The organism is Pseudomonas sp. LW8, assembly GCF_041956865.1.
In the GTDB taxonomy this organism is placed as follows: domain Bacteria; phylum Pseudomonadota; class Gammaproteobacteria; order Pseudomonadales; family Pseudomonadaceae; genus Aquipseudomonas; species Aquipseudomonas siliginis.
In genome coordinates, this window is sequence record NZ_CP168138.1 from 2850252 (window position 1) to 2874353 (window position 24102).

Genomic DNA, 24102 nt, shown 5'->3' on the forward strand with positions numbered 1-24102 from the left:
CGGGGCAAAAAAAAGGACTTGTCCGGCATATCCGGAAAGCCCTAGAAGCGTTCCAACATTGGGGGAGGAACGCGCGTAGTTTGCCGATCAAAATCGATGCTGACAAATTCATATAAATGCAGTTTTAGTGCACTATTTTTGCATTGAAGCGGTGCACCGAGCGCTGACGAAGCACAGATAACCGCCCAGCGCCGCCAAGCCGCTCAAGGCGTAGAACATGCTTGGCGCAGGCGTGTGCATCAATAGAAAACCGCACATTACCGGGCTGGCAGCCCCGCCAAGCGCTGACAGGTTCTGCGCGCCGTAGTAGCTGCCGCGCAGTGCCTCCGGTGCGAGGGTGTCAACGAAGAGGAAGTCGGCGGGGTAGATGATCATCTCGCCCAGGGTGAAGATGAACATCGCCACGCACCAGCCGAGCAGGCTGTCCGCCACACTGAAGCCAATCAACCCGACGATGAACAGCGCAGTGCCGCCAGCAATCCAGTGACGCAGGTGTTCGCGACTGAGCCAGCGACCGACCTGGTATTGCAGCAGGATCACTGTGATTGCGTTGCAGGCGAGCAGGGCGGCCATGGTGTCGAGCGTTTGTTGCTGGGTGTGGGTGACCAGCAGGTATTGCGACAGGTACAGCGTAAAGCGCCCGTGCACCAATGTGCTGAGCAGGCAACCGAGGGTGAACAGCACCATGGTACGGTCGTTTTTCAGGATCATCAGCGTGTCGAGGAAACTTTGCGGCGCACTGCCGGAACTTATCGGACTGGCATCCCTGGTCGCGCCGAGCAGCAGAAAAATACTGCCAATGGCGATCGCACCGGCAACGATGAACGGCGCGGACGGCTGCACCCCGGCAATCACCACGCCAATCATCGGGCCGACGGCGTAGCCGATATTGGTCAGCGTGTAATTGAGGGAAAACGCCTTGACCCGCTGGCCCACCGGCAGGTTTTCACTGAGGATCGCCTTGGAGCCGATGAGGAACAGCGCCGACGCGGTTTCGCTGATGATCAGCACCAGGGTGACCACATACAGATTCTGCGCGAAGGTCAGCAGGATCAGGCCGATACCGCTGGAGAGCATGGCCAGGACCAGCAACTGGCGCTTGTCCAGCTTGTCGATGATGTAGCCACCGTACAGCGACAGCAATGTTGCGCTGAACACGGCGATGCCGAGCAGCAAGCCGACATCCTGCGGATCGAGGCCAAGCTTGTTGCTGAGGAACAGCGTCAGCAGCGGACTGACCAGGGCGCGGCTGATGACCACGGTCAGCGAGCTGATCATCAACCGGCGAATGAACGGCGAATAGATGGCCAAGGGAGGGGGAATGTCCATATTCGGATTGCCTAGGGCGAACGCCATCCTCTCTGGGCAGCCGCCACCGGTCAAGCTGATACACCAGCGTCTCTCGGAGCACATGATTTCCCTGTGGGAGCGAGCCTGCTCGCGAAGGCGGCGGATCAGTCACCTGCTATGTCGCTGACATACCGTATTCGCGAGCAGGCTCGCTCCCACAGGGTCTGTGTAGCTCACAATTTGCAATGACTCCCACAGGGCCAGTTCAAGCCACATCCGAAGCCGCGGGCCACTGCCGCAAGGTGATCGGCAACTTGCACGATTCACCGCGCCCCATCGGGAAATACTGAAAGCCATTGCGCGTCAGGCGCTCGGCGTCGTACAGGTTACGGCCGTCGAAGATCACCGGGCTATTGAGGCGCTGTTTGATCAGCTCGAAATCCGGGGCCTTGAACTGTTGCCATTCGGTGCAGATGATCAGCGCATCGGCGCCGGCCAGTACCGATTCCGGCGTGCCCATCAACGTCAGCTTCGACTCATCCGGATAGAGCTTCTGCGTTTCGACCATGGCCTCCGGATCAAACGCACGCACACTGGCACCGGCAGCCCATAAGTCTTCGAGCAGAACCCGGCTCGGCGCGTCGCGCATGTCGTCGGTGTTGGGCTTGAACGCCAGGCCCCACAGGGCAAAGGTCTTGCCGCGCAAATCGCCCCGGTAGAACGCGTTGATGCGCTCGAACAGCTTGTGCTTCTGGCGCTGGTTGATCGCCTCCACCGCTTGCAGCAAGTCGCTGGAACAGTGCGCTTGTTCGGCACTGTGAATCAACGCGCGCATGTCTTTGGGAAAACACGAACCGCCGTAGCCGCAACCCGGGTAGATAAAGTGATAGCCAATCCGCGTATCGGCACCGATGCCCTGGCGCACTGCTTCGATATCTGCGCCCAGGTGCTCGGCGAGTTCGGCGATCTGGTTGATGAAACTGATCTTGGTCGCCAGCATGCAGTTGGCGGCGTATTTGGTGAGCTCGGCACTGCGCAAGTCCATGAACAGGATGCGGTCATGGTTGCGGTTGAACGGCGCGTACAGATCGCGCATCACATCGCGCACTTCAGCGCCTTCGCAACCAATGACGATGCGATCCGGTCGCCGGCAATCAGCAACCGCTGAACCTTCCTTGAGAAATTCCGGGTTGGAGACAATATCGAATTGCAGCAGGCGGCCAATCTTGATCAGGGCCTTTTCGATGTGGCTGCGCAAAGCGTCGCCCGTGCCCACCGGCACCGTGGACTTTTCCACCACGATCAATGGCTGCTCGCGATGCCGGGCAATCGCGTCGCCAACCGACAGGACGTAGCGCAGATCCGCCGAACCATCCTCGCGTGACGGCGTGCCCACCGCGATGAACGCAACCCGCCCATGCAACACCGCAAGCCGCTCATCAGTGGTGAATTGCAGGCGTTTCGAATCCAGGCCCTCGCGCACCAGACTGGCCAGCCCCGGCTCGTAAATACTGACGTGCCCCTGGCCCAATTGCTCGATCTTCTGCGCGTCGACATCCATGCACACGACCTCGTGACCGACCTCGGCCAGCACCGCCGCCTGCACCAGACCGACATAACCACTGCCAAACACCGTGATCTTCATGCCGCACTCCTGCTCGCAGTTCCCTGGACTGAACATAAGAGCGCGATGTTTCAGTTCGCCTACCGTGCTGATAAAGCAGCAAACAGACCGTTCGGGGAATGCCCGATTGACTTTTATGGCCTCGAACGGCAGGTTGTCGGCCTTTCGCGGTAACCCTTGTCATCGAGTCATGCCGTTTTTTGCGTTTCATTTCATGCATTTATTGTTTTTGTTGAATCGTTTTTTATTTCAAGGCCGTTTCGTTTGAGTGATTTGTCGAGTACCCAACCTGCACCGTCCAACAACAATCCGCTGACCGTTTACCTGGCGCGACTGGCACCTTCCAGCCAGTTGACCATGCGTTATGTGCTGCAAGACGCCGCTGACCGCCTCGGTTTCGAGGACGTCGATATCGAAGAAATCCCCTGGCACGGCCTGCAACCGGAAGACGTGGTGGCGCTGGTCGCTGCTTTGCGTGCCGATGGTTATGCACCGAACACCTCGTCGCTGTACGTGAACGCCGTACGCGGGGTGATGAACGAAGCATGGCGCATGAGCCTGATCAGTCAGGATCACCTGCTGAAGATGCGGTCGGTCAAGGGCATAGCCGGCACGCGGCTGTCCCAGGGGCGCAACCTCAAGCGCACGCTGATTCATGAACTGATGGAAGTCTGCGCTGCCGACCCGCGCCCGCAGGGCCTGCGTGATGCGGCGGTGATTGCGCTGCTGTACGGCACCGGCATGCGCAAGTCGGAATCGGTGGATCTGGATCTGAGCCAGGTCGACTTTCACGAACGCAGCCTGACGGTGACCGGCAAGGGCAACAAACAGTTGATCAAGTACGCGCCGGCCTGGGCCTTTGCCAAGCTCGACGCCTGGCTGGAACTGCGTCGTTCACAGCTCAAGGAAGGCGAGAGCGACGATGCGTTTCTGTTCAACCGTATTCGCCGGGGCAGCCACATCACCCGCGAGCGCATCACCAAACACGCGATTTACTACATTGCCCGCCAGCGCGGTACGCAGGTCGGGGTGAAAATCATGCCCCATGACTTCCGTCGTTCATTCATCACCCGGGTGATCGAAGAGCACGACCTGTCGATCGCACAGAAACTGGCGCATCACAGCAATATCCAGACGACTGCCAACTACGATGTGCGCGATGACAACGAGCGGCGGCGGGCGGTGGATCGCTTCGATTTGTAAACGGTGTCAGGTCTGCGGCGGGCAGCGCGAGCCGCTGGCACCCTGCGCGATGTGCGCAGCGAGGCGTTTGACGTTGTTCTGTTGCGCGGTCACCAGTTCGTCGATGCTCGGCCCTGAAGGCGTCTGCAACACCGAGCGACAGCTCAGCAGCGCCGCGTCCGCCGCACCTAATGGGCGCACTCGCCATTTCACGTCGATCAAGGCGTACTGACCGGGAATCGAATCGAAGCGCTGCACGTCGATTCGCACGGAAGCGCGCTGCTGGCCGACGCCGCCGCTCAATTGATCGACCAGCGCACCGCGCAATTCATCGGCAAGGGTGGCGCTCCACCAATCGGTATCCAGGATGGCCACGCCGCTGTTGCCTTGGCGAATCACGATCTGCGCGCGATCGACCTGCGGCGGCACGCTGATGCTTTCGATGGCGATGTCGGCGCCGTTGCGGCTGGCACCCGGTTGCGCCGGGGTCAGCGTATGGAAGCTGATCGGGTCGCTACGGCACGCGGCCAGCAGCACGAGCGCAGCGAGCAAGGAGATCTTCAACGGTAAAACCATGGATGCAGCTCCTGTGCTCAATTGCGTGGCGGTCCTTTGAGGTCCAGCGGCGCGGCGTTGTCGGGGCGTCCGCGAATCAGCGACTCAGGGTGGCGACCGAGGTAATCCGACAGCTCTCGCAACGAGCGCGACATGCGCCCGAGCTCGTCGAGGGTCTCGGTGAGTTGCTCGCGCTGCGGTGAATCCTCGGCCAGGGTCGAATTGGCGGACTGCAAGGTCTTGCTGACGTCGGCGAGGGTGCTCTGTACACCCGGCAGAGTCCTGGCGTTGAACTGCTTCAGGCCCTTGCGCAGCTCGACCAGATTGCCGTCGAGGTTGCTGGCGATGCGTTCAACCGGCAATGCGTTGATCTTGTTGACCATCGCCTCGAGTTTTTCCTGCAATTGCTCGAGGCTGCCAGGGACGGTCGGAATGGTGACCGGCCGTGCCGTAGGGTCAAAAGCGACTTTCGGCGCTTTGGGGTAGAAATCCAGGGAGATATACAACTGACCGGTGAGCAGGTTGCCGTTGCGGGCCTGGGCGCGAAGGCCATTTTCGATGAACGTGCCGATCAGGCGCGCGCCGGTGGCCTCATCGTTTTCGTCGCCATGGTAAGCCTTGAGCATCTTCGCGTGGGCGCGACCCAGGCGCTGCGGATAGATGACGATGCCGACATTCACCGGGAAGGTGCGCTTGACCTCGTCGAAGTCGAGATTGACTGCCACCACCCGGCCGATTTCAACTCCGAGGAACTCCACCGGCGCGTCAACCTTGAGCCCGCGCAAGGCTTGATCGAAGCGCAGCGCCAGATATTGAGCCTTGCCGTTGGGCGGCGCGAGGGCGGTGGTCTGGTCGGCGAACAGTTCGAAACCCTTGTCTTCACTGGCTGGCGAATCGTTGGGACTGTAATCCGGAGCGCGGAAAGCGATGCCGCCCACCAGCAGGGTCGACAGCGACTCGGTTTTCACCGCAAAGCCGTTGGCCCCGACATTGATGTCGATGCCGCTGGCGTTCCAGAAACGGGTGTTTTCGGTGACGTAGGCGTCGTTCGGCGAATGCACGAAGACTTCGATGTTGACCCCTTTGCCGTCCTGGTCCAAGGCATAGGACACCACTTGGCCAACCGGGATCTTGCGGTAATAGACGGGGGAGCCGATGTCCAGCGAGCCGAGGTCGGCGGTGTGCAGGGTGAAACGCTTGCCCGGTTCGCCATAGGTGATCGGCGGCGGGTTCTCCAGACCCTTGAAGTTTTTTGAGCGGGTATTGGCCTGGCCAATGTCGGCACCGATGTAGTCGCCCGACAGCAATGTGTCGATGCCCGATACCCCGCCGGCGCCGATGCGCGGACGTACCACCCAGAATTGCGAGTCCTCGCGGGTGAAGGCTTCGGCCTGCTTGGCGAGTTTGATCGTGGCGTTGACGTGTTTATGGTCGTTGGCCAGTTCAACATCGGAGACATGGCCGATGACTACGTTGCGGTACCTGACTTCGGTCTTGTTGGCGGTCAGGCCATCGCCGGTCTTGAAGGTGACGGTGATCGTCGGGCCTTCCTGGAGGATGTTGTGAATCACCAGCGAAATGCCCACCAGCACCGCCACGATCGGCACGATCCATACCAGCGAGATACCGAATCGGCGGGTTTTGACCGGCGCCTGACCGGGTGCTCGCGGCTCGTCGCTGGCTGACGACTTCATCCATGTCCTCCTCAATTAATCGGGCACTGAGCGTCAGGAACGCAAAAGCACTTCATCAATATAGAAGTGCTTGGCGATAGAGCAAATGTGTATAGCTGGCGTGGGACGCGATTGCGGTGCAAGGAGCTGCCGAAGGTTGCGACCTGATCGTTCCCATGCTCTGCGTGGGAATGCAGCCCGGGACGCTCTGCGTCCCAAGATCGCAGCCTTCGGCAGCTCCTACAGGGGCCAGAGTCGTGGCGGGCTCAGCCGAGCATTTCGCGCAGGCGATACCAGAACATGCCCAGCGCCAGCAGCGGCGAACGCAACGCCGGGCCACCGGGGAAGGTCATGTGCGGCACGCTGCTGAACACGTCCATGCCTTGGCTATGGCCGGCGTGAATGGCTTCGCCCAGCAATTTCGCGCACCAGTGGGTGACGTTGAGGCCATGGCCGGAATAGCCCTGCGCGTAAAACACGTTCGGGTGCTGTTTGAGCCGGCCAACCTGGGGGAAACGATTGGCGGTAATACCGATCTTCCCGCCCCATTGGTAGTCGATGCGCACGTCGGCCAGTTGCGGGAACACCTTGAGCATTTTCGGTCGCATGTAGGCGGCGATATCCGCCGGATCGCGCCCGGAGTAATGACAAGCACCGCCGAACAGCAGACGTCGATCCGCCGAGAGACGGTAATAATCGAGCCCGACTTTCTGATCGCACAGCGCCAGGTTCTGCGGGATCAACTGCGCGGCACGGCTTTCGTCCAGCGGCTCGGTGGCGATGATGTAACTGCCGGCGGGCAGCACTTTGCCGCTGAGTTTCGGCTCGAGGTCATCCAGATGCGCGTTGCAGCCAAGCACCAGGCTGCCGGCGCGTACTGAACCGGTGGCGCAGCGCACCTCGACGGTCGGGCCATGGAGGATTTCCAGGACCGGACTCTGCTCGAAGATCCGCACGCCCAGCGACGCGGCGAGACGCGCTTCGCCCTGAACCAGATCAAGCGGATGCAAATGGCCCGAACCCATGTCGATCAATCCGCCGGCGTACACACCGGCGTCGACCACTTGCTGCCGGATCTGCTCCGGCCCGACCAGCCTCGTTGCGTGGGCATAGTCGAGTTCGGCAAGGCTGTCCTGCTCTTGCTGGAGCGCGGCAAATTGCGCGGCGGTGTTGGCCAGTTCGCAAAAGCCCCAGCGCAGATCACAGTCGATGGCGTTTTCAGTGATGCGCTGGCGCACCAGCTCCACCGAATCGATGCCGGCGCGCTGCAGATAGCGCACGCCGTCCTGGCCGACGTAACGGGCGAAACCCTCGACTTCATGGCCGATGCCGCGAATCAGCTGCCCGCCATTGCGCCCGCTGGCGCCCCAGCCGATCTGTCGCGCTTCGAGCAGCACCACCGACAGACCACGCTGCGCCAGTTCAATCGCGGTACTGACGCCCGTGAAGCCGCCGCCGATCACGCAGACATCGGCAATCAAATCCCCGTTTAGCGCAGGGTAGGGCGTGGTCGCCCGCGCAGAAGCGGCGTACCAGGAGCGGGCGTGCTGTGAATTGTGCTGATTCATTTGTTCGACTTCACTTTGCTCCACGACCGGGTCATCAGCCGCATGATCGCCTGGGGCGGGGTCGAGGAAATGTAGAGTTTGTCGAGCACCGACTGCGGCGGATAAACCTCAGGATTGTTGACCAGTTCCTGATCCATGAACGGTTTGGCCGCCGGATTCGGGTTGGCGTAGCCGACGGTGGCGCTGACCTTGGCGATCACCTGCGGATCAAGCAGGTAATTGATGAAGGCATGGGCCTCTTTGGCGTTGCTCGCATCGGCTGGGATCGCCAGCAGATCAAACCACAGGTTGGCGCCTTCCTTGGGGATGGCGTAAGCGATATTGACGCCGTTCTTCGCTTCCTTGGCGCGGTTGACCGCCTGGAACACATCGCCGGAGTAACCGAACGCGACGCAGATGTCGCCATTGGCCAGGTCCGACACGTACTTGGAAGAATGGAAATAGGTGATGTACGGGCGGATGCTCAGGAGCTTGGCTTCAGCCTTTTTGTAGTCTTCAGGGTTTTCACTGAGCGGGTCCATGCCCATGTAGTTGAGGATGGCGGGGAAGACTTCGTCGGCGGAATCCATCATCGACACACCGCACTGGCTCAGCTTCTTCAGATTCTCCGGTTCAAACAACACGGCCCAGGAATCGATGTGGTCGATGCCGAGCACTTGCTTGACCTTGTCGACGTTGTAACCGATGCCGTTGGTGCCCCACAGGTAAGGCACCGAGTGCGCATTGCCGGGATCATTTTTCTCTAGCAATTCAAGCAGTTTCGGGTCCAAGTTCTTCCAGTTTGGTAACTGTGAACGGTCGAGCTTCATAAACGCGCCGGCCTTTACCTGACGGGCGAGGAAGTGGTTGGACGGCACCACCACGTCGTATCCGGTGCGGCCGGCGAGGAGTTTGCCCTCAAGGGTTTCGTTGGAGTCGAAGACGTCGTAGATCACCTTGATCCCGGTCTTGCTCTGGAAGTCGGCGAGGGTGGTTTCGCCGATGTAGTCGGTCCAGTTGTAGACGCTGACCTGGGGCTCGGCGTGGGCTACGGCACTGAACAGCGCGCTCAGCGCGACGGGAAGTATGGATTTCAATGGACGCATATCGACACCTCTTGGATTTATTGGAATTCTCAGGCGCTGCACAATCCCATGTGGGAGCGAGCCTGCTCGCGAAAGCGGTGTTCCAGTCGACGTCAATATTGAATGTACTGACGTCTTCGCGAGCAGGCTCGCTCCCACAGGGACGGGCGCGCCGTCAGACGCTGAGCAGTAGAAATTCACGCTCCCACGAGCTGATCACGCGCTTGAAGTTTTCATGCTCGGCGCGTTTGACCGCGACGTAACCGCGGACGAATTTGCTGCCCAGGTACTCGGCAACTTTCGGGCAGTCTTCCATCTGCGTCAGGGCTTCTTCGATGGTGATGGGCAGGCGCAGATTGCGCCGTTCGTAGGCCCGGCCTTCGACCGCCGCGCTCGGCTCGATCTTCTCGACCATGCCGATGTAGCCGCACAGCAGGCTCGCGGCAATCGCCAGATAGGGGTTGGCATCGGCGCCGGGCAAGCGGTTTTCCACGCGCATCGATTCCGGCCCCGATGTCGGCACCCGCAGGCCCACCGTGCGGTTCTCTTCACCCCATTCGACGTTGACCGGCGCCGAGGTGTCCGGCAGGAAGCGGCGGAACGAATTGACGTTCGGCGCGAACATCGGCAGGACTTTCGGGATGTACTTCTGCAGGCCACCGATGTGATGACGGAACAGTTCGCTCATGTTGCCCTCGGCATCGGCAAAGATCGGCTGACCCGTCGCGATCTCGACCACACTCTGGTGCAAGTGCATGGCGCTGCCGGGCTCGTCGCCGATCGGCTTGGCCATGAACGTCGCGGTGACGTTGTGCTTGAGCGCTGCTTCGCGCAGGGTGCGTTTGAACACGGTGATCTGGTCAGCCAGATCCAGCGCATCGCCGTGGCGGAAGTTGATTTCCATCTGCGCCGGGCCGTCTTCGTGGATCAGCGTGTCGAGATCCAGACCTTGCAGTTCGCACCAGTCGTAGACGTCTTCGAACAGCGGATCGAACTCGTTGGCGGCATCGATCGAGAATGACTGGCGACCGCTTTCCGCACGACCCGAACGACCCAGTGGTGCCTTGAGCGGCAGGTCCGGGTCTTCACAGCGTTGGGTCAGATAGAACTCCATTTCCGGCGCGACAATCGGCTTCCAGCCCTTGTCGGTGTAGAGCTGCAGAACTTTCTTCAGAACGTTGCGCGGCGACAGTTCGATCGGATTGCCAAACTTGTCGAAGGTGTCGTGGATGACGATGGCAGTCGGCTCGATTGCCCAAGGAATGACATACACGGCATCGGAAACCGGCTTGCAAACCATGTCGATGTCAGCCGGGTCGAGCAGGTCGTAGTAGATGTCGTCGTCGACAAAATCCCCGGTTACCGTTTGCAGCAGCACGCTTTCCGGCAGGCGCATGCCGCGCTCATGCAGGAACTTGTTGGTCGGTGCAATCTTGCCGCGGGCGATGCCGGTCAGGTCGCTGACCACGCATTCGACTTCGGTAATCTTGTGATCTTTCAGCCAGGTGAACAGCTGATCGAAAGGGGCGTTCATAAAGACCTCGTTATTGGTTTTGTAGACGCCGGGGAGGGCGGGTTTCATCTTCCGCCCCTTCCCCTGTGGCGCGTTGGCGACTATCTTGGGCGCGGCTTGCGATTCCATCTATCCACTTTCAGCAGCACCAAAGCGCACCAAAAGAGTGCGCAGGGTCACCCCATGACAACGTGCAATCCGCTTCAGGTTCAAGCGTTCAATACCGCCGATGTGGCCGAGCAAATCCGCGCTACACCGGGCTGGGTCCAGCATTACCAGCAGATGTCGCCGGGGCATTTCGCTGGGCAGATTCGCTATCTGGATCTGCAGGGCGTCGAGGTTTACGAAGAACAGATGAACACCCGGGTCGAACAGAATTTCAGCGCGCCATCCGGGGCTCTGGCGTTCTGTTTTGATCGCAGTGACAACGCGCTGTATCTGCTCAACGAAGAGAGCCGCAACATCTGGATCACCCCGGAGAACTACCGGGAAATCGCTGTGGTATTCGGTCCGGATTTCGTCCGCGAGCACGGTTTGCAAGTGGCAAAGCTCGAAGGTTTGTTCATGGCGCCGCTGAACTGCGGACAGAACGCTTTGTTCAGCGGCTGGTTAAGCTCGATTCTCACGAAGTTGTCGCAAGCCTCTGATCCACTTGATAAAGATCGCCTGACTCGGCAACTGCTCGAGGACTGCCTGTTCATCCTCGACAACGCTCACACCAGCCTTGATCGGGGCGGATTGCAGCGGCGCAACGACGAGCGCCAAATCATGAAGCGAGTAGGGGAGTGGGCAGCTGATTCGCCGGAAGACACGGTCAATCTGCTCGAGCTTTCCAACGTTGCCGGCGTACCCCTGCGCCAGTTGCAGCAGGCTTTCAAGGCCTACACCGGGATGACCCCGAGCCATTGGTTACGCCTGAGGCGGCTGAACAGTGCACACCGTGAATTGCTCAAGCGCAGGCCTTGCGAAACCACCGTTGCCGAAGTGGCGATGCGCTGGTCGTTCTGGCATCTGGGGCGGTTTTCCAGCAGTTACCGCGCGCTTTTCAAGGAGCTGCCGAGCGAAACGCTCAAGCGCTGAGCAGAAAAAGGCTTTGTGTCCTCGCAGAAGTTAAATAGAATCAGTCTCATTTGAATCTACCTTCGCGCAGGGTCTCTTGAGATGATTGAAGCTACGTCACCGTCGGAGCAGAGCCTGCAGCAGTTGTATCGCGAGCACCGCGGCTGGCTGGAAACCTGGCTGCGCCGGCGCATGGGCAATGCGTGGGATGCGGCGGACCTCAGTCAGGACACCTTTCTACGCGTCCTGTGCAACGCGCCGCCACTGGCCGAGTTGCGCGAGCCGCGTGCGTATTTGCTCACCGTTGGCAAACGGCTGCTGAGCAATTTCTACACGCGGCGCCATCTGGAAAAAGCCTACCTCGATGCCTTGGCGCAATTGCCGGAAGCGTGCGCACCGTCGCCGGAGCAGCGCTGGTTGCTGCTGGAAACCTTGCAGGCGCTGGATGAATTGCTCGATGGCTTGCCGCGCCCGGTGCGCCGGGCATTTCTTTGGAGTCAACTCGAGGGCCTTGGCTACCGCGAGATTGCCGAGCGCTTGCAGGTTTCCGAGCGCACGGTGAAACGTTACATGGCCCAAGCGTACGAGCATTGCTTGCTGGCGGATCTGTGATGCGCGTTGCCCCCAGCGAGGAAACGCGGGAAGTGGCGCGGGCAGCGGCGCAATGGCTGGCACTGCTCGAGTCCGGTGGTGCCAGTGATGAAGATCACGCCCGATTGCAGCATTGGCGTACCAGTGACAGTCGCCACGAGAACGCGTGGCAGAAAATTCAACAACTGCGTCAACGCTTTGCAGGCTTGCCCCCGGCGCTTGCCCTGGCCACGCTGGACCGGCCGGATCCGGCGCGGCGCGCTGCTCTCAAGCGTGCTTTGGGCGTGGCAGCGCTAGTGCCGGCAGTGTGGTTGATCAGTCGGGAGCTGCCGCTGGAGGTGTGGCGCGCCGACCTGCACACCAGCACTGGCGAGCGGCGCAAAGTGCAGTTGGCCCAGGATTATTCATTGCAACTCAACACCGACAGCGCGGTTAATGTCGATCTGGCGGCACGTCAGTTGACGCTGATTCGTGGCGAGATGGCGCTCAACGCGGCAGGCGATTCAGCCTTTATCGTCAACGCGCCTTATGGACGGATGATCGTCAAACACAGCGACATCTCGGTGCGCCTCAATGCGCGCGATTGCCAGGTCTGCGTGCTGCGTGGTTCGGTGCAATTGCAGCCACTGCACGGCCCGGCGCTGGTATTGCAGCAGGGCCAGCAAGTCCGCCTGCAAGCTTCGGGCGCGGGAGCGGTGACGGCATTCGAAGCGTTGATGCCCGGTTGGCGCGACGGTGTGGTGATGGCGCAAAACCAGCCGCTGGGTGATTTCCTCCGCGAGCTGAGTCGCTACCGCTCGGGCGTGCTGCGCTGGGATCCGGCGCTGGAATCGCTGCGCGTCACTGGCAGCTTTCGCCTCGACGATACCGATCAAGTGCTGGCACTGCTGGCTGCCAGTTTGCCCGTCGATGTGCATACGCGAACGCGATTTTGGGTGTCACTGGTACCGCGTGCAGAAAAAACTGGCTGAAGCCTGTCCCTTTTTTTCGCCTCGCTGGTCATTCCAGGCAAGTGAACAAAATCGAGAGCTTCTTCCAATGCCCGCAGTATTTCCAGGTCGTTTGCGTCCGTTGTTGCAGTTGAGCCTTTTGCTGAGCCTGAGTGCCAGCCCCGTGTTGATCCAATCGAGCTGGGCCGACGATGGCAGTCGCCGCAGTTATCAGGTGCCGGCCGGTAGTCTGAGTACAGCGCTGACGCGCTTCGCCGGTCTCGCTGGAGTCAATCTGTCGGTGGATCCGGCGCTGGTCAGCGGCCGCAACAGCAATGGTTTGTCCGGTGAATATGGCGTGGAGGAGGGGTTCAGCCGGTTGTTGCTGGGTTCGGGTTTGCAGCTGCAACCGGTCGGCGATCAGGCTTATACGCTGGTGCCCGCAGCGCAAGGCAGCACCTTGCAACTGGCACCGACATCGATTCTCGGCGCGAGCGGTTCAGCGGATGCCGACGTGTTTGCTGGCGGTCAGGTCGCGCGGCGTGGCTCGCAAGGGTTGTTGGGTTCCAGGGATTTCATGGAAACCCCGTTCAGCATGACCACCTACACCAGCGAAACGGTGAAAAACCAACAGGCGCGCACGCTCGGCGATCTGATCAGTACCGACCCTTCGGTACGCGCCACCAACCCTGCCGGTGGCCGCTATGAGCAATTCACCATCCGTGGTTTCAGCCTGTTCAACAGTGATGTTGCCTACAACGGCCTCTACGGTGTGTTGCCGACTTACACGATTGATATGGAAATGGCCGATCGCGTCGACATCCTCAAAGGCCCGAGCCAATTGATCAACGGGATTTCGCCACGGGGCAGTGTAGGAGGGGGGATCAACGTCGTGCCGAAACGCGCGACCGACAAGCCGATCACCTCGCTGACAGCCAATTACGCCTCGAACAATCAAGTCGGCGGCGCGGTGGATGTCGGACGGCGTTTTGGCGAAGACAATCAATTCGGGGTGCGCTTCAACGGGGTTAAACAGTCCGGTGATACAGAATGGGATCATCAGAGTGTCGATCGCGACATGGCAGTACTCGGTCTGGATTTCCGTGGTGAACGCTTGCGACTTTCCACCGATATCGGCCACACCGAACGCGACACCGACGCACCGCAGGAACGCGTGCAAGTCGCCGCCAATGCCAAGGTGCCGAACGCCAATGATGTGCGCGACAACTATGCGCAACCCTGGAGCCGGGCGCGAACCAAAGACACTTTCGGCACGCTCAACGGCGAGTTCGATGTCAGCGATTCAGTCATGCTGTATGGCGGCGTCGGCGCACGCAAAAGCAATCACGACTTCTTGCGCCACGCGGTGTCGGTGACCAATGACGCCGGCGACTTCAGCGTCCAGCCGCGCGACTTCACTCGCGACGAAAACGTTCGCACGGCTACCGCTGGGGTGCGTAACTGGTTCCAGACCGGACCTGTCAGCCATGAAGTGAACCTGGCGGCCAACTACTTTTATATGGACTTCGAAAACGGCGGCGCCCGTTACGCGGCCGGGCGCAGCAATCTCTACGACCCGGTGGAAATAGCCAGACCCGGCACGCCGACCCGCAATGACGCCAAGGTCTACACCGAAAATCGCTTCAGCGGCGTGGCCTTGTCCGACACGCTCGGGTTCTTCGATGATCGACTGCTGCTGACTCTGGGTGCGCGCTGGCAGCGGGTCAAAGTCGATGACTGGAGCGACGGCATCAAGGGCGACACGGCCTACGATGAGGAAAAAGTCTCGCCGTCGGGCGGCATTCTGTTCAAGGCGACAGACAAACTTTCGCTGTACGCCAACTACATGGAAGGTCTGAGCCAAGGCAAGATCGCGCCATCGACGTCGATCAACGAAGACGAAATCTTCCCGCCATTCATCAGCCGCCAGGTCGAAGTCGGCGCCAAGTACGACGCCGGCTCATACGCCCTGACGGCAGCGGTGTTCCGCATCAAACAACCTGCCTACGAAACCAATGCGACCACACGAGTCTTCGGCCCGAACGGCAAACGCGAAAACAACGGCGTAGAACTGAGCGTGTTTGGCGAACCGCTGAACGGCTTCCGATTGCTGGGCGGTGTGATGTACATCGATAGCGAACTGACCCACACCACCAACGGCACATTCGACGGCAACCGCGCACCGGCGACACCGAAATACAACGTCAACCTCGGCGCGGAGTGGGATGTGCCGACTGTGCAGGGTTTGACATTGACCAGTCGTGCGATCTATTCGAGTTCGCAGTATCTGGATCAGGCGAACGACAAGGAAATCGACTCTTGGGAACGATTCGATGTAGGCACGCGCTATGCTTTCAAGCTGGACGAGAAAACGATCACCTTGCGCGCCAATGTCGAAAACGTGCTGGATAAACGCTATTGGAGCTCGGCGGGTGCATCGGATGATAGTGAGCCGGGGTTGACGCTTTCTACGCCGAGGACGTATCTGCTGTCGGCGGCGGTAGACTTCTAACGGAGCAGGGTAAGTGCGTCGATCGTCGTCGAAAATACGTTAACTACACTAAATGACCGTTTAGTTGAGCTAACAAAAAACCGTACCTGCAACGGAGAAGGCCATGATTCAGCGCAAGCCGAATGCTACAGATGTGATTGCTGCGCTGAATCTACAGCCCCATGTCGAGGGCGGTTATTACCGCAGAACCTATCAAGCCGATCACCGTGCCTGCCTCGAAACGCAGCAAGGCACGCGATATCTGCTGACCTCGATCTACTATCTGCTCACTGAGCAATCGCCGGCGGGCCAGTTTCATTTCAACCAATCCGACATCCTGCATTATTTTCAGTTGGGCGACGCCATCGAATACAACCTGATCCACGCCGACGGCTCACTGCAAACGCTGGTGATGGGCAGCGATGTTTTGGCTGGTCAGCAACTGCAATTGCACGTACCGGGTGGAATCTGGAAAGCCTCTCGATTGCTGGAAGGCTCGAATGGCTTTGGCTTGATCAGCGAAGCGGTTTCGCCTGGGTTTGATTTCGCGGACATGGAAGTCGGTAATCGCGCAAAACTCACGGCACAGTATCCGCAGCATGGAGCGCTGATTGAAATGCTTACGCGCGGTGAAGATTGAGAGTTGTAGATTGGGACAAATGCAGTTTGCAGGGAAAGCTGGTTTTGAAGCGACCGCGCAGATTCAAATCTCTCGGGCAACCACGCTAACCCTGTAACATCTTGTTACGTGTAATGTATATTATGTTAAATCATGTATGCGAATGGCCTCAGGCTTTAGATATCAGATCCACCACTCCCAACCTCTCAGTCTAAGCAACGCCATTCGTTTGCTGCTTCAACAACCAATGTCTCTCGGTAGTCCATCCGATAAAAACCTGAGCACTTTCGCTTGCTTGGCGAGCCTCGGTCAACGGTGCGCCAGAAGCCGCTACTCGCAATCCTCTAATCGCCGGCAGAAACCTTTCACGAAATGCACTAGGCTGAATCGCGAAATGAGCTTCGATACGTTCAATCGCGAAACGCATTTCTGCCTCATCAAGCATCGCTAGATAAAAGACCATTTGCCGCCAGGCATAAGCCGTATTTTTGATCACCACCAGGCTGGAGTGATAAAACCGCAACTTCATCTGCTGGCGTACGCATATCCATCTGAAGCATTCCTTGGCCATCGAAGCCAGGCGATACTGCAACAGCGCCTTCAACCCGAGCTCACCAAACAACAGCGCAAGGTTTTGCGTCGTCAGGATCTGTTGTTGCTCGATGATTTTCCCGTTAGTCGCCGGTCGCCATGTCCCCAGGTCCGCATCAGCCCGCTGGGAGCACAATCTGGCCAATGCGTCCCTGGAACTCGCGTCAGGTCTGGAGAACCTTTTCCGCCTGGATTTCGGTTGATCAGGAAGCATCGCCAATTGGCTTGCATCAATGTCGTAGTAATTGGCGTATAGCGTGCCACCTGTCAAAGATGCCGCCTGCCTGGCAGCTCTTATGTACTTGTTCGAGAAAGCACCCATGAAAATGTCCGAGGCGACTTCTTCGACAAAAGGCAGATCCAGCTTGGCCATCGCACCAAGCGCAGCAAATTCCTGAATGAGTTTGTTGGGCAGGATCGCTTGAGGAAAAGCGCAAAGAGTCATCGCTGCGCATTCGATCAGGACCTGTCTGGCTGCGTCAGCGACCACCGCGTCCGTTTCTCGCTGGTCCTCAACAGCCGCCACCCACGGCAATTCATTCATCCTGACCTGACTTTGCAGATCCAACAGCAACAATGAGCGGCGTTGTCGAAAGGCGCGATAGGTTGCTACAGAGAGCATCCGCAGCGACATATCGCGAAATCCTGCACTGCAGATCTCAGCCGTTATCGCTGGCAGCAGCCGCGCCACGGTATCCCCGGATGTAATCAATCCCTTATCGATCAGCTCGGCAATTGTGCCCGTTCGACACCGCTCGACGCGTCGACGAATATCAGTAGGAATGCCGATACCTGTTAACAGCGAATATGCGGTCGCTTCTTCGCAGGTAACGGGTTGCAGCAGAGATGAAAAGTCGGAAACTCCGTCCGAACCGGGATACCTGCTCAGACGTGCGGCAACCGCTTTAGCAAATAGATGGTGCCCGGGTGAGGACACGTGACTGCGTTGAGACTCTCTGTGCTTTTGATGAGATTCGGATTCGGGATGACCATGCTTGCGTACGAAATCGTCGACGATCCTGCGAATTCGTCCGACTTGCCGTCCCGTAAGCGACGCCGCATCGCTAGCGCAACTCCCCAGCAATGCAAACAACTCCCCTGCCCGATCCCTTGAGCTTTCAGCTTCACCTGAAGCGCTGGGGCAAGAAGCATCGAACTGCCGCTTCAGAATATTCGCCTGCTCAAACCAGCCCTCGGGGTACCGGCGACAAGGCCAATCATCCTGATACGTCAAAAGGAAAAGCGACACCGCCGCATCGTAGAGCGGCAAGCGAGTCTCGACGACATGTTTTTGCGCTGCCAGACGCGTCTGTGCTGGGCGGTTTGAAAGCACGGTTCTGACATCACCGACAGTAAAAACCTGCACTTGCCCTGCTGAAAGCGGCGAACCGTCAGAAGCCATCGGAAAGAATCGCAGCTCTTCAAAGAAAGGCGCTATCGCTTCAACCAGGTCCCATGCGTTCTCTGTACGTTGTTGGCCCAGCAACCAGGCCACCGTCAGCAGTGCAGCTTCTTCTGGCACCTCGATTCGATAATCCCCGCTCGCCAGCTTCGTTTGCAGTACCTCAATCCCCTCCTCCGTAAGGTGCCAAGTGTTGAGATCGAGTCGCTCGAAGCCAGGACGGATACCAGGAATCGAAGCAGCCAAATGTCGCTCGTACTCGGTCAGTGCGCCACCGGCCATGTACTGCCCAGTGGCAAAACCACCCGTGGCGACTTCCAGCGTGACCCACTCAGGCACATCCGCGAATGGAGTTCGTGAGCCATACGACGCAGATCCCTGCAATATGTGCTCGATTACATTGCGCCAGCGCTCGATGCGCTTGCTCGTCTGTCCGTTATCGTCGAGGCCCGATGCAGCGAGTGCCCGAGACAGTTGAAAGGCTGCATAGCCGGCACCTATGCCGGCATTCGCATTCGATTCCCTATCGTCCCTGAGCATGAGTCCTTCCGAGCCTGCGATGTTGTGGGTCCGGGGGCTGGATTCGAACCAGCGCCCACCCGGTTAAGAGCCGAGTGTTCTACCGCTGAACTACCCCGGAACAGAGCGCGGATTGTCCACCAGCGCTGAACGATTGTGAAGATCGAAAACATTGCCGCTTGTGAACCTGAACGTAATCAGGTGATCTCGGGAAGAGTCGTCAAGACCAGCGCAGTCCGATCGAGTCCTTTGCACCGGCGTCGCGAACCAATACGCCTGGAGCCCGACGCCTTTATTTCGGGTTGCGGGATTGTCAGCGAGTTTAGCGCTACTGTGCGTAATCGATTACTTCGCCGTTCCAATAGCAATTGTACGGGCTGGAGCGGCCGCGATTGGTATTGCACTCAGAATTCGTTTGAGTTCGATCCCCAGTGCCTCCCCTTCTGATTCTGCACTGATTTGCCAGGCTCCGACCCCATAGTCCGCATGATAAGTCGGACTGATAAGCGCCGTTACTTTGTCTGCCCTAGGTATCAGCAGCAATGAAACGTCAGGCTTGATGCCCTTCCACTGGAGACTGTCGTGATAAATGTGCGCTGACTCCATTGCATCCAGGACGCTGGCGCGGGCGCTGCGATACTTCGCGTCGAAAACCAAGAAGCGCTTCGTCGAAGGCGAGTCCAACGTCACGACGATGTCCAGATATCGCTCTCGCGATAAGCTTTGAAAACCGCGATGCGCAGGTTGATCACTCGCTGGGCATCGGACTTGGTAACATGCCTCAACGGTCACAAGCCGCTATTCCCCGCCACACGATTTCTTTTAAACCCACCGATCGATATTCACGACTCCAGACGAGTTCAGGAAACTGACGTTGCAGCTGTGAGACTACAGTTACAAAGCACCACCGCTCATAAACCTCCCATGTTGGGCTGACCCACAGCGTCTCATCAGGATCCTTTCCCAACCAACCTGAACGCAACGCGTACCAACCAAACCGATAAGCTCGCGCGTATGCAGACGGATGCGGAGTCCAACCGCTTGACCGTGTGCGCACTCACCGACGTGCGATCACTCTTCAAGGTTGTTAACGGCCGCTGAGATATCTGTTTGAGCGCGCGGTGAAACCGATCCCCATAGCGCCTCAGCCTCGCAAACCAAGTCGTTGGCTGGCGCTCAGGCCATAATCGCTCGAACCAGACAATCACCTTGGCCGGACACCTACCTGAGCTCTCAGTCGGCAAAGTTCATATCACTGCACATGAGTTCGTCTTTAGCATGGACGAGAGCAATCGTTGGCGCGCTGCCATGTGCCTCTCACCACACTCGATTCGCTCTTGGGGGCTTCACCCGCCTTAAACCCGGAGAGGCTGCGGACTTCTGAAGCTTTCGATGCCTCTCCGAGTAAAGGACGAAGAAAGATATGGAAATGCATGGCATCAAAAGCTACGGCGAGAGACTTCAGTTCGCATATACCCTTCGTGGGTTTCCAAAACTCTACGCGCTGTCACACCGAATCGGTGTGACGGACAGCGCCCTCAGTCGGTGGTTTCGTTCAGAGCCAATCAGTATGGAGAACTTCGCCAAGCTGTGCGTCGAGCTGAACGTCAATGCCGATTGGCTTCTGCTCGGCCGTGGACAGCACACGCTCGGCGCCATGCATGACGCGCCGCATCGCAAAGCGCTCGCGGACGTAATTGAAAGAATGGCCGACAACGATGTTCGTAACCTCGCCAAGTTTCTTGATGAAGTGACTACTCCAGCACCTTGAGCGCCACGCAATATTTTCAGGGCAATTCGTGAGCCCTGCTCAACCGACTGAGCTTCACGAAGGGTCCGATATTGATAACTTCTAGATGCCCAAGCAATGACGCCTGGGTATGAGCTGGAGATCATCATGTGCACTAAGGAATCTGCAAAAGCTGATGTAGAAGTGAAGTTCGAGTCCCAGAAAACGTTCAGCCTTTTCGGTCGGAACATCTCAACTTGCCAAGCGGCCCTGGGGGCTGGTGCTCACGTGCAAGTCACCAACACAGAAGGCCTGAACTACCATCTGAATGTTTTCGCGAAATGCGAGTGCGACGGGCTTCTGAAGAGACTCAACGTGGCAATCGACAAGTCCATAGGTAACCCTCCCGAAGGCTTGCGTGACGTCCCTTTCACTATCGACCGCACTTCCCATCCCGACTGGCGCTCTCGTCAAGCCTATCTTCGCGATGGTGTGGGATTTACGAGCAGGATCATCACCTGCGCATGGCCTGCCCTTGCGCCGCCTAAGCTGGGCAGCGTGGTAACCGGTGGAGCTACAACGACAATCGACGCCACAGCCATCGACTCGCAGTTGGTTTATGCCATGACCGATGCTACCCCGGAGCAGGTCAGCGCATACTCTCACCTGAACCTCTACGCACAGGGGGCTGCGCGCGCCGTCCTGAAAAACAAGGGCGTGGACATCACCAATACGGACTATCTGCAGACGAAGCAATGGTTCGATGCTGTGGTTTACCAACTGACCGATCTGGGCTTTACCGTAAAGGCAGCGAGTGGCGGCCAGGTCAGGCAGGATGTCTCTTCAGGTGACGTGGACATCGGTAGTTTGCTGACCACCATCGTTGGCACGTATCTGGGAGCGACGGAACTCGAGAGTTTCAAGCAGCTCGCGACGCTCTTGGCCAAGGATCCCAACGATTCGGGCACCCACGACTTCATGACCTTCTGGTGGAACAAGGCCAGCACTAAGGACGGCCGCACGACTGTCGCCTTTGGCCCCATCAAGAACGACCAGGGCATGGCTTCGGTGACAGTGGTTTACCTCGTGTTGGATGTGGAATTCACAGACTGGCACTCACTGTTTGTCAGCTACCACCATGAAGGTGTAATGATCCGCAGCGCTGCCATTACCCTGGATCTGGACATGGAGGTCTACAGCAACAATGAAAAAGCAATCTTCGACGCGATCTCCGGCGCAGTGGCCAATCACATCAAGACTCAGGAACTGAGTTTCGACTGATAGTCGATCGATGCGGGGCTCCAGCAATGTTCGCAATGCCGGGGCCCCGTAGCTTTGTGGGTGCTTCGCCAGTTTCAGTCAAACTTGATCTGCCCTGACTCACCCAGCATGCGGTATTGTTCACGAAGTTTTCGCAGCTCACTCGAGCCCATTTGCTCCAGCCCCAGCGTAGCATTCTGTGCCTCGTGGGTAGCTCGTATCAGCTCATCGATCTTCAGATGCAGAATGTCATTGTCGCGGTTCTGGGTGTTTTGAATGAGGAACACCATCAGGAACGTAATGATCGTTGTCGAGGTGTTGATGATCAGCTGCCAAGTGTCGTTGTAATGAAAGTACGGCCCTGTCCCAGCCCAGGCGACGATCAGAACAATCGCTGTCAAAAAGGTCTTGGGGCTACCCGCCCAGTTGGACAGTGTCTGGCAAAAGCGTGCAAATCTCATCTTGAAACCTCTGAATAAACCTAATCACTTGACCTCGTTTGGTGGCGAAATACTTTGTCATATTTGCGCCGCTCGTCGGTGGCGCAGATTCGCACGATTGCTCAGGCGTCAGATCGAGCGGCTGTGCCGGTGGCTCATCACCCGGTTAATCTCCGCTACCACTCGGCTCGTCGCTTCCTCGATCGTCCCCTCATTCCGGCACAAAAACCAACCCTGATCGGTAGCGGCCAGCTCAAACGCCTCAGTACAAGCGACATGCTCCTCCAGACCGCGAAGCACAGTGCTGCTCAAGCCACGCCGGCGTGCCCCTGCCCTCGCCCACGAAATCTCCGCCGCTGTAACCACCCCGACATGCAGGTCTGGCACCTGTACGTTGCGGTCAATGTTCAACTGCAGGATTTCAGCGAAAGGGACTATCCGGCGAAACGCCGCATCGGACGGGTACCAGCGATCGATCAGGATGATGCTGTTGGCGGGTTGTTTGGTCAGCACGTTTCGGGAAATCCAGCGGCGGCTATCAGCTAGGCGTTGGCAAACGTCCAGTTCCAGATCCCGGTCAGGATGTCGGACGAGTCGATTCACCAGATGCATTGTCTCGCCCCTGAACGGGTCGCTTTTTTTCTCGCACAGTCGGATGACTTTCTGGTTGTCTGCCCTCAGGACTTCAGTGATGGCCTCCAACAGCGAGGTTTTGCCGACGCCTTTGGGGCCATCCAGAGCGACAAACAGCGGACGAGTCATTTTTCTCACAGGCTTTAACGGGGAGTAGCGCGCACTCTAACGGATTTTCAGGTTGAACCTCTGTTGCTCAGCAGGACTCCCAAACTCAAATCCAGGAGAAACCTATGACCCAGACAGCTCTAGTCGTGGGCGCCAGCGGCATTGTCGGCAGCGCCATCACCCAGTTACTCATCGACAACCAGTGGCAAGTCGCTGCGCTATCGAGACATCCATCGCAAGCGCACGGCGTGATCCCTGTCGCGGCAGACCTTCAGGATCCTGCTTCTCTGGAACAGGCGCTGAGGGATGTGAGACCCACGCATGTGTTCATTACTACATGGTCGCGGCAAGCCACGGAGGCCGAGAACATTCGCGTCAATGCGGCCATGGTACGCAACGTCCTCGCCGCCATTCGCCCAGCCAAAAGCGTCAAACACGTAGCACTGGTTACCGGCCTGAAACACTACCTCGGCCCGTTCGAAGCCTATGGTAAAGGCAGCCTGCCGCAGACACCGTTTCGCGAAGAACAGGGTCGTCTGGAGGTCGAGAATTTCTATTACGCCCAAGAAGACGAACTCTTCGCCGCTGCGGAAAAGGACGGTTTCACCTGGAGCGTGCATCGCCCGCATACCGTCACCGGGGTGGCCGTGGGCAACGCGATGAACATGGCAACCACGCTCGCCGTCTATGCCTCGATTTGCAAACACACCAATCGCCCTTTTGTGTTTCCCGGATCCAGGGTGCAGTGGGACAGCCTCACCGACATGACCGATGCGCGGCAGTTGGCGAAACAGCAACTGTGGGCGGCCACCACGCCGGCTGCGGCAAATCAGGCATTCAATATCACCAATGGCGATGTATTCCGGTGGAAATGGATGTGGAGCCGAATTGCCGAATACTTCGACCTGCCTGCTGCTGACTATCCTGCGTCACCCTCGCCTCTAGAGAAGCAGATGGCGGACGATGAAGCCGTTTGGACGCAAATAGTCGCCGAACACGATTTGAAAGAATCCGATATCGGTCGCCTGATTTCCCCATGGCATACCGATGCCGACCTTGGCCGCCCCATCGAAGTGGTCACGGATATGTCGAAAAGCCGCCTGATGGGCTTCACTGCCTACCAGGCGAGCGATCAGGCATTTTTCGACGTGTTCGACAAACTGCGGGAGATGCGCTTGATCCCTTAGGCGGTTCCAGACAGATAAGGTGGGCACCTGGCGTGCCCCCTCATTCAACAGTCATTTCCACGCCCTCGCCCCCCA

21 protein-coding genes and 1 tRNA gene are annotated in these 24102 nt (G+C 58.4%); 9 read left to right on the forward strand and 13 right to left on the reverse strand.

What is annotated here, in order from left to right:
• Positions 1 to 132: 132 nt before the first annotated feature.
• Both AB9L16_RS12990 and AB9L16_RS12995 read right to left on the reverse strand, forming a co-directional pair.
• Entirely contained in the window at positions 133 to 1311 is a 1179-nt protein-coding gene (locus AB9L16_RS12990; protein ID WP_375123768.1) for an MFS transporter, read from the reverse strand.
• 244 nt (positions 1312 to 1555) lie between these two features.
• Positions 1556 to 2935, reverse strand: a complete 1380-nt coding sequence (locus AB9L16_RS12995; RefSeq protein ID WP_375123708.1) for a UDP-glucose 6-dehydrogenase — start codon at positions 2933 to 2935, stop codon at positions 1556 to 1558.
• A gap of 243 nt (positions 2936 to 3178) precedes the next feature.
• Between AB9L16_RS12995 and xerC the strand changes: the two genes are divergently transcribed.
• Positions 3179 to 4117, forward strand: a complete 939-nt coding sequence (xerC, locus tag AB9L16_RS13000; RefSeq protein ID WP_305965242.1) for a tyrosine recombinase XerC — start codon at positions 3179 to 3181, stop codon at positions 4115 to 4117.
• 6 nt (positions 4118 to 4123) lie between these two features.
• Here xerC and AB9L16_RS13005 read toward each other — a convergent pair whose 3' ends face one another.
• From AB9L16_RS13005 to AB9L16_RS13025, 5 genes are all read right to left on the reverse strand, one after another.
• On the reverse strand, positions 4124 to 4672 hold the full coding sequence (locus AB9L16_RS13005; protein WP_236168824.1) for a membrane integrity-associated transporter subunit PqiC: 549 nt from the start codon (positions 4670 to 4672) through the stop codon (positions 4124 to 4126).
• 17 nt (positions 4673 to 4689) lie between these two features.
• The gene (locus AB9L16_RS13010; protein WP_258706684.1) at positions 4690 to 6345 is read right to left on the reverse strand and encodes an intermembrane transport protein PqiB; all 1656 of its coding nucleotides are present in this window, start codon (positions 6343 to 6345) and stop codon (positions 4690 to 4692) included.
• A 245-nt stretch (positions 6346 to 6590) separates the two neighbouring features.
• Positions 6591 to 7892, reverse strand: coding sequence for an NAD(P)/FAD-dependent oxidoreductase (locus AB9L16_RS13015; RefSeq protein WP_375123709.1), 1302 nt, complete (start codon positions 7890 to 7892; stop codon positions 6591 to 6593).
• Positions 7889 to 8977, reverse strand: a complete 1089-nt coding sequence (locus AB9L16_RS13020) for a polyamine ABC transporter substrate-binding protein (RefSeq protein WP_375123710.1) — start codon at positions 8975 to 8977, stop codon at positions 7889 to 7891. The genes AB9L16_RS13015 and AB9L16_RS13020 overlap by 4 nt, the downstream gene beginning before the upstream one ends.
• A gap of 154 nt (positions 8978 to 9131) precedes the next feature.
• On the reverse strand, positions 9132 to 10490 hold the full coding sequence (locus AB9L16_RS13025; RefSeq protein WP_041480368.1) for a glutamine synthetase family protein: 1359 nt from the start codon (positions 10488 to 10490) through the stop codon (positions 9132 to 9134).
• 162 nt (positions 10491 to 10652) lie between these two features.
• Here AB9L16_RS13025 and AB9L16_RS13030 point away from each other — a divergent pair, with 162 nt between their 5' ends.
• The 5 genes from AB9L16_RS13030 to AB9L16_RS13050 all read left to right on the forward strand — a co-directional run bounded on the left by AB9L16_RS13030 (position 10653) and on the right by AB9L16_RS13050 (position 16179).
• Positions 10653 to 11549, forward strand: a complete 897-nt coding sequence (locus AB9L16_RS13030; protein ID WP_375123711.1) for a helix-turn-helix domain-containing protein — start codon at positions 10653 to 10655, stop codon at positions 11547 to 11549.
• Positions 11550 to 11630: 81 nt separating this feature from the next.
• A complete protein-coding gene (locus tag AB9L16_RS13035) occupies positions 11631 to 12140 on the forward strand; it encodes a sigma-70 family RNA polymerase sigma factor (RefSeq protein ID WP_375123712.1) in 510 nt (169 codons plus the stop codon).
• Positions 12140 to 13090: a FecR domain-containing protein gene (locus AB9L16_RS13040; protein ID WP_375123713.1), complete on the forward strand. Its 951-nt coding sequence runs from the start codon at positions 12140 to 12142 to the stop codon at positions 13088 to 13090. Before AB9L16_RS13035 ends, AB9L16_RS13040 begins: the two co-directional genes overlap by 1 nt.
• Before the next feature lie 67 nt (positions 13091 to 13157).
• Positions 13158 to 15560 carry a TonB-dependent siderophore receptor gene (locus tag AB9L16_RS13045; RefSeq protein WP_375123714.1) on the forward strand — a complete coding sequence of 801 codons (2403 nt, stop codon included), beginning with the start codon at positions 13158 to 13160 and terminating at the stop codon, positions 15558 to 15560.
• 103 nt (positions 15561 to 15663) lie between these two features.
• Positions 15664 to 16179, forward strand: a complete 516-nt coding sequence (locus AB9L16_RS13050) for a cupin domain-containing protein (protein WP_056786019.1) — start codon at positions 15664 to 15666, stop codon at positions 16177 to 16179.
• 190 nt (positions 16180 to 16369) lie between these two features.
• On the opposite strand, the gene AB9L16_RS13055 is transcribed toward AB9L16_RS13050, so the two are convergent.
• The 4 genes from AB9L16_RS13055 to AB9L16_RS13070 all read right to left on the reverse strand — a co-directional run bounded on the left by AB9L16_RS13055 (position 16370) and on the right by AB9L16_RS13070 (position 19878).
• Positions 16370 to 18691, reverse strand: a complete 2322-nt coding sequence (locus tag AB9L16_RS13055; RefSeq protein ID WP_375123715.1) for a hypothetical protein — start codon at positions 18689 to 18691, stop codon at positions 16370 to 16372.
• A 25-nt stretch (positions 18692 to 18716) separates the two neighbouring features.
• Positions 18717 to 18791: transfer RNA gene (locus AB9L16_RS13060), tRNA-Lys, on the reverse strand.
• Positions 18792 to 19015: 224 nt separating this feature from the next.
• Entirely contained in the window at positions 19016 to 19360 is a 345-nt protein-coding gene (locus AB9L16_RS13065) for a hypothetical protein (RefSeq protein ID WP_375123716.1), read from the reverse strand.
• A 260-nt stretch (positions 19361 to 19620) separates the two neighbouring features.
• Positions 19621 to 19878 carry a DUF2357 domain-containing protein gene (locus AB9L16_RS13070; protein WP_191636956.1) on the reverse strand — a complete coding sequence of 86 codons (258 nt, stop codon included), beginning with the start codon at positions 19876 to 19878 and terminating at the stop codon, positions 19621 to 19623.
• A gap of 221 nt (positions 19879 to 20099) precedes the next feature.
• On the opposite strand from AB9L16_RS13070, the gene AB9L16_RS13075 reads away from it, so the two are divergent.
• Both AB9L16_RS13075 and AB9L16_RS13080 read left to right on the forward strand, forming a co-directional pair.
• Entirely contained in the window at positions 20100 to 20441 is a 342-nt protein-coding gene (locus AB9L16_RS13075) for a helix-turn-helix domain-containing protein (RefSeq protein ID WP_159894614.1), read from the forward strand.
• A 126-nt stretch (positions 20442 to 20567) separates the two neighbouring features.
• Positions 20568 to 21680, forward strand: a complete 1113-nt coding sequence (locus tag AB9L16_RS13080) for a hypothetical protein (RefSeq protein WP_150742171.1) — start codon at positions 20568 to 20570, stop codon at positions 21678 to 21680.
• 74 nt (positions 21681 to 21754) lie between these two features.
• Here the strand turns inward: AB9L16_RS13080 and AB9L16_RS13085 are convergent, their stop codons facing one another.
• Positions 21755 to 22120, reverse strand: coding sequence for a low affinity iron permease family protein (locus tag AB9L16_RS13085; RefSeq protein WP_150742172.1), 366 nt, complete (start codon positions 22118 to 22120; stop codon positions 21755 to 21757).
• Positions 22121 to 22228: 108 nt separating this feature from the next.
• Complete coding sequence (locus AB9L16_RS13090; protein ID WP_375123717.1) at positions 22229 to 22861, reverse strand: dTMP kinase; 633 nt, start codon at positions 22859 to 22861, stop codon at positions 22229 to 22231.
• Positions 22862 to 22965: 104 nt separating this feature from the next.
• On the opposite strand from AB9L16_RS13090, the gene AB9L16_RS13095 reads away from it, so the two are divergent.
• Positions 22966 to 24027: an SDR family oxidoreductase gene (locus AB9L16_RS13095; protein ID WP_375123718.1), complete on the forward strand. Its 1062-nt coding sequence runs from the start codon at positions 22966 to 22968 to the stop codon at positions 24025 to 24027.
• Positions 24028 to 24102 lie beyond the last annotated feature (75 nt).

Coding starts and splice junctions, on each gene's coding strand:
- AB9L16_RS12995 (WP_375123708.1), bottom strand. CDS start 2,935: ATGAAGATCACGGTGTTTGGCAGTGGTTATGTCGGTCTGGTGCAGGCG.
- AB9L16_RS13005 (WP_236168824.1), bottom strand. CDS start 4,672: ATGGTTTTACCGTTGAAGATCTCCTTGCTCGCTGCGCTCGTGCTGCTG.
- AB9L16_RS13010 (WP_258706684.1), bottom strand. CDS start 6,345: ATGAAGTCGTCAGCCAGCGACGAGCCGCGAGCACCCGGTCAGGCGCCG.
- AB9L16_RS13015 (WP_375123709.1), bottom strand. CDS start 7,892: ATGAATCAGCACAATTCACAGCACGCCCGCTCCTGGTACGCCGCTTCT.
- AB9L16_RS13020 (WP_375123710.1), bottom strand. CDS start 8,977: ATGCGTCCATTGAAATCCATACTTCCCGTCGCGCTGAGCGCGCTGTTC.
- AB9L16_RS13025 (WP_041480368.1), bottom strand. CDS start 10,490: ATGAACGCCCCTTTCGATCAGCTGTTCACCTGGCTGAAAGATCACAAG.
- AB9L16_RS13030 (WP_375123711.1), top strand. CDS start 10,653: ATGACAACGTGCAATCCGCTTCAGGTTCAAGCGTTCAATACCGCCGAT.
- AB9L16_RS13035 (WP_375123712.1), top strand. CDS start 11,631: ATGATTGAAGCTACGTCACCGTCGGAGCAGAGCCTGCAGCAGTTGTAT.
- AB9L16_RS13040 (WP_375123713.1), top strand. CDS start 12,140: ATGCGCGTTGCCCCCAGCGAGGAAACGCGGGAAGTGGCGCGGGCAGCG.
- AB9L16_RS13045 (WP_375123714.1), top strand. CDS start 13,158: ATGCCCGCAGTATTTCCAGGTCGTTTGCGTCCGTTGTTGCAGTTGAGC.
- AB9L16_RS13050 (WP_056786019.1), top strand. CDS start 15,664: ATGATTCAGCGCAAGCCGAATGCTACAGATGTGATTGCTGCGCTGAAT.
- AB9L16_RS13055 (WP_375123715.1), bottom strand. CDS start 18,691: ATGCTCAGGGACGATAGGGAATCGAATGCGAATGCCGGCATAGGTGCC.
- AB9L16_RS13075 (WP_159894614.1), top strand. CDS start 20,100: ATGCATGGCATCAAAAGCTACGGCGAGAGACTTCAGTTCGCATATACC.
- AB9L16_RS13080 (WP_150742171.1), top strand. CDS start 20,568: ATGTGCACTAAGGAATCTGCAAAAGCTGATGTAGAAGTGAAGTTCGAG.
- AB9L16_RS13085 (WP_150742172.1), bottom strand. CDS start 22,120: ATGAGATTTGCACGCTTTTGCCAGACACTGTCCAACTGGGCGGGTAGC.
- AB9L16_RS13090 (WP_375123717.1), bottom strand. CDS start 22,861: ATGACTCGTCCGCTGTTTGTCGCTCTGGATGGCCCCAAAGGCGTCGGC.
- AB9L16_RS13095 (WP_375123718.1), top strand. CDS start 22,966: ATGACCCAGACAGCTCTAGTCGTGGGCGCCAGCGGCATTGTCGGCAGC.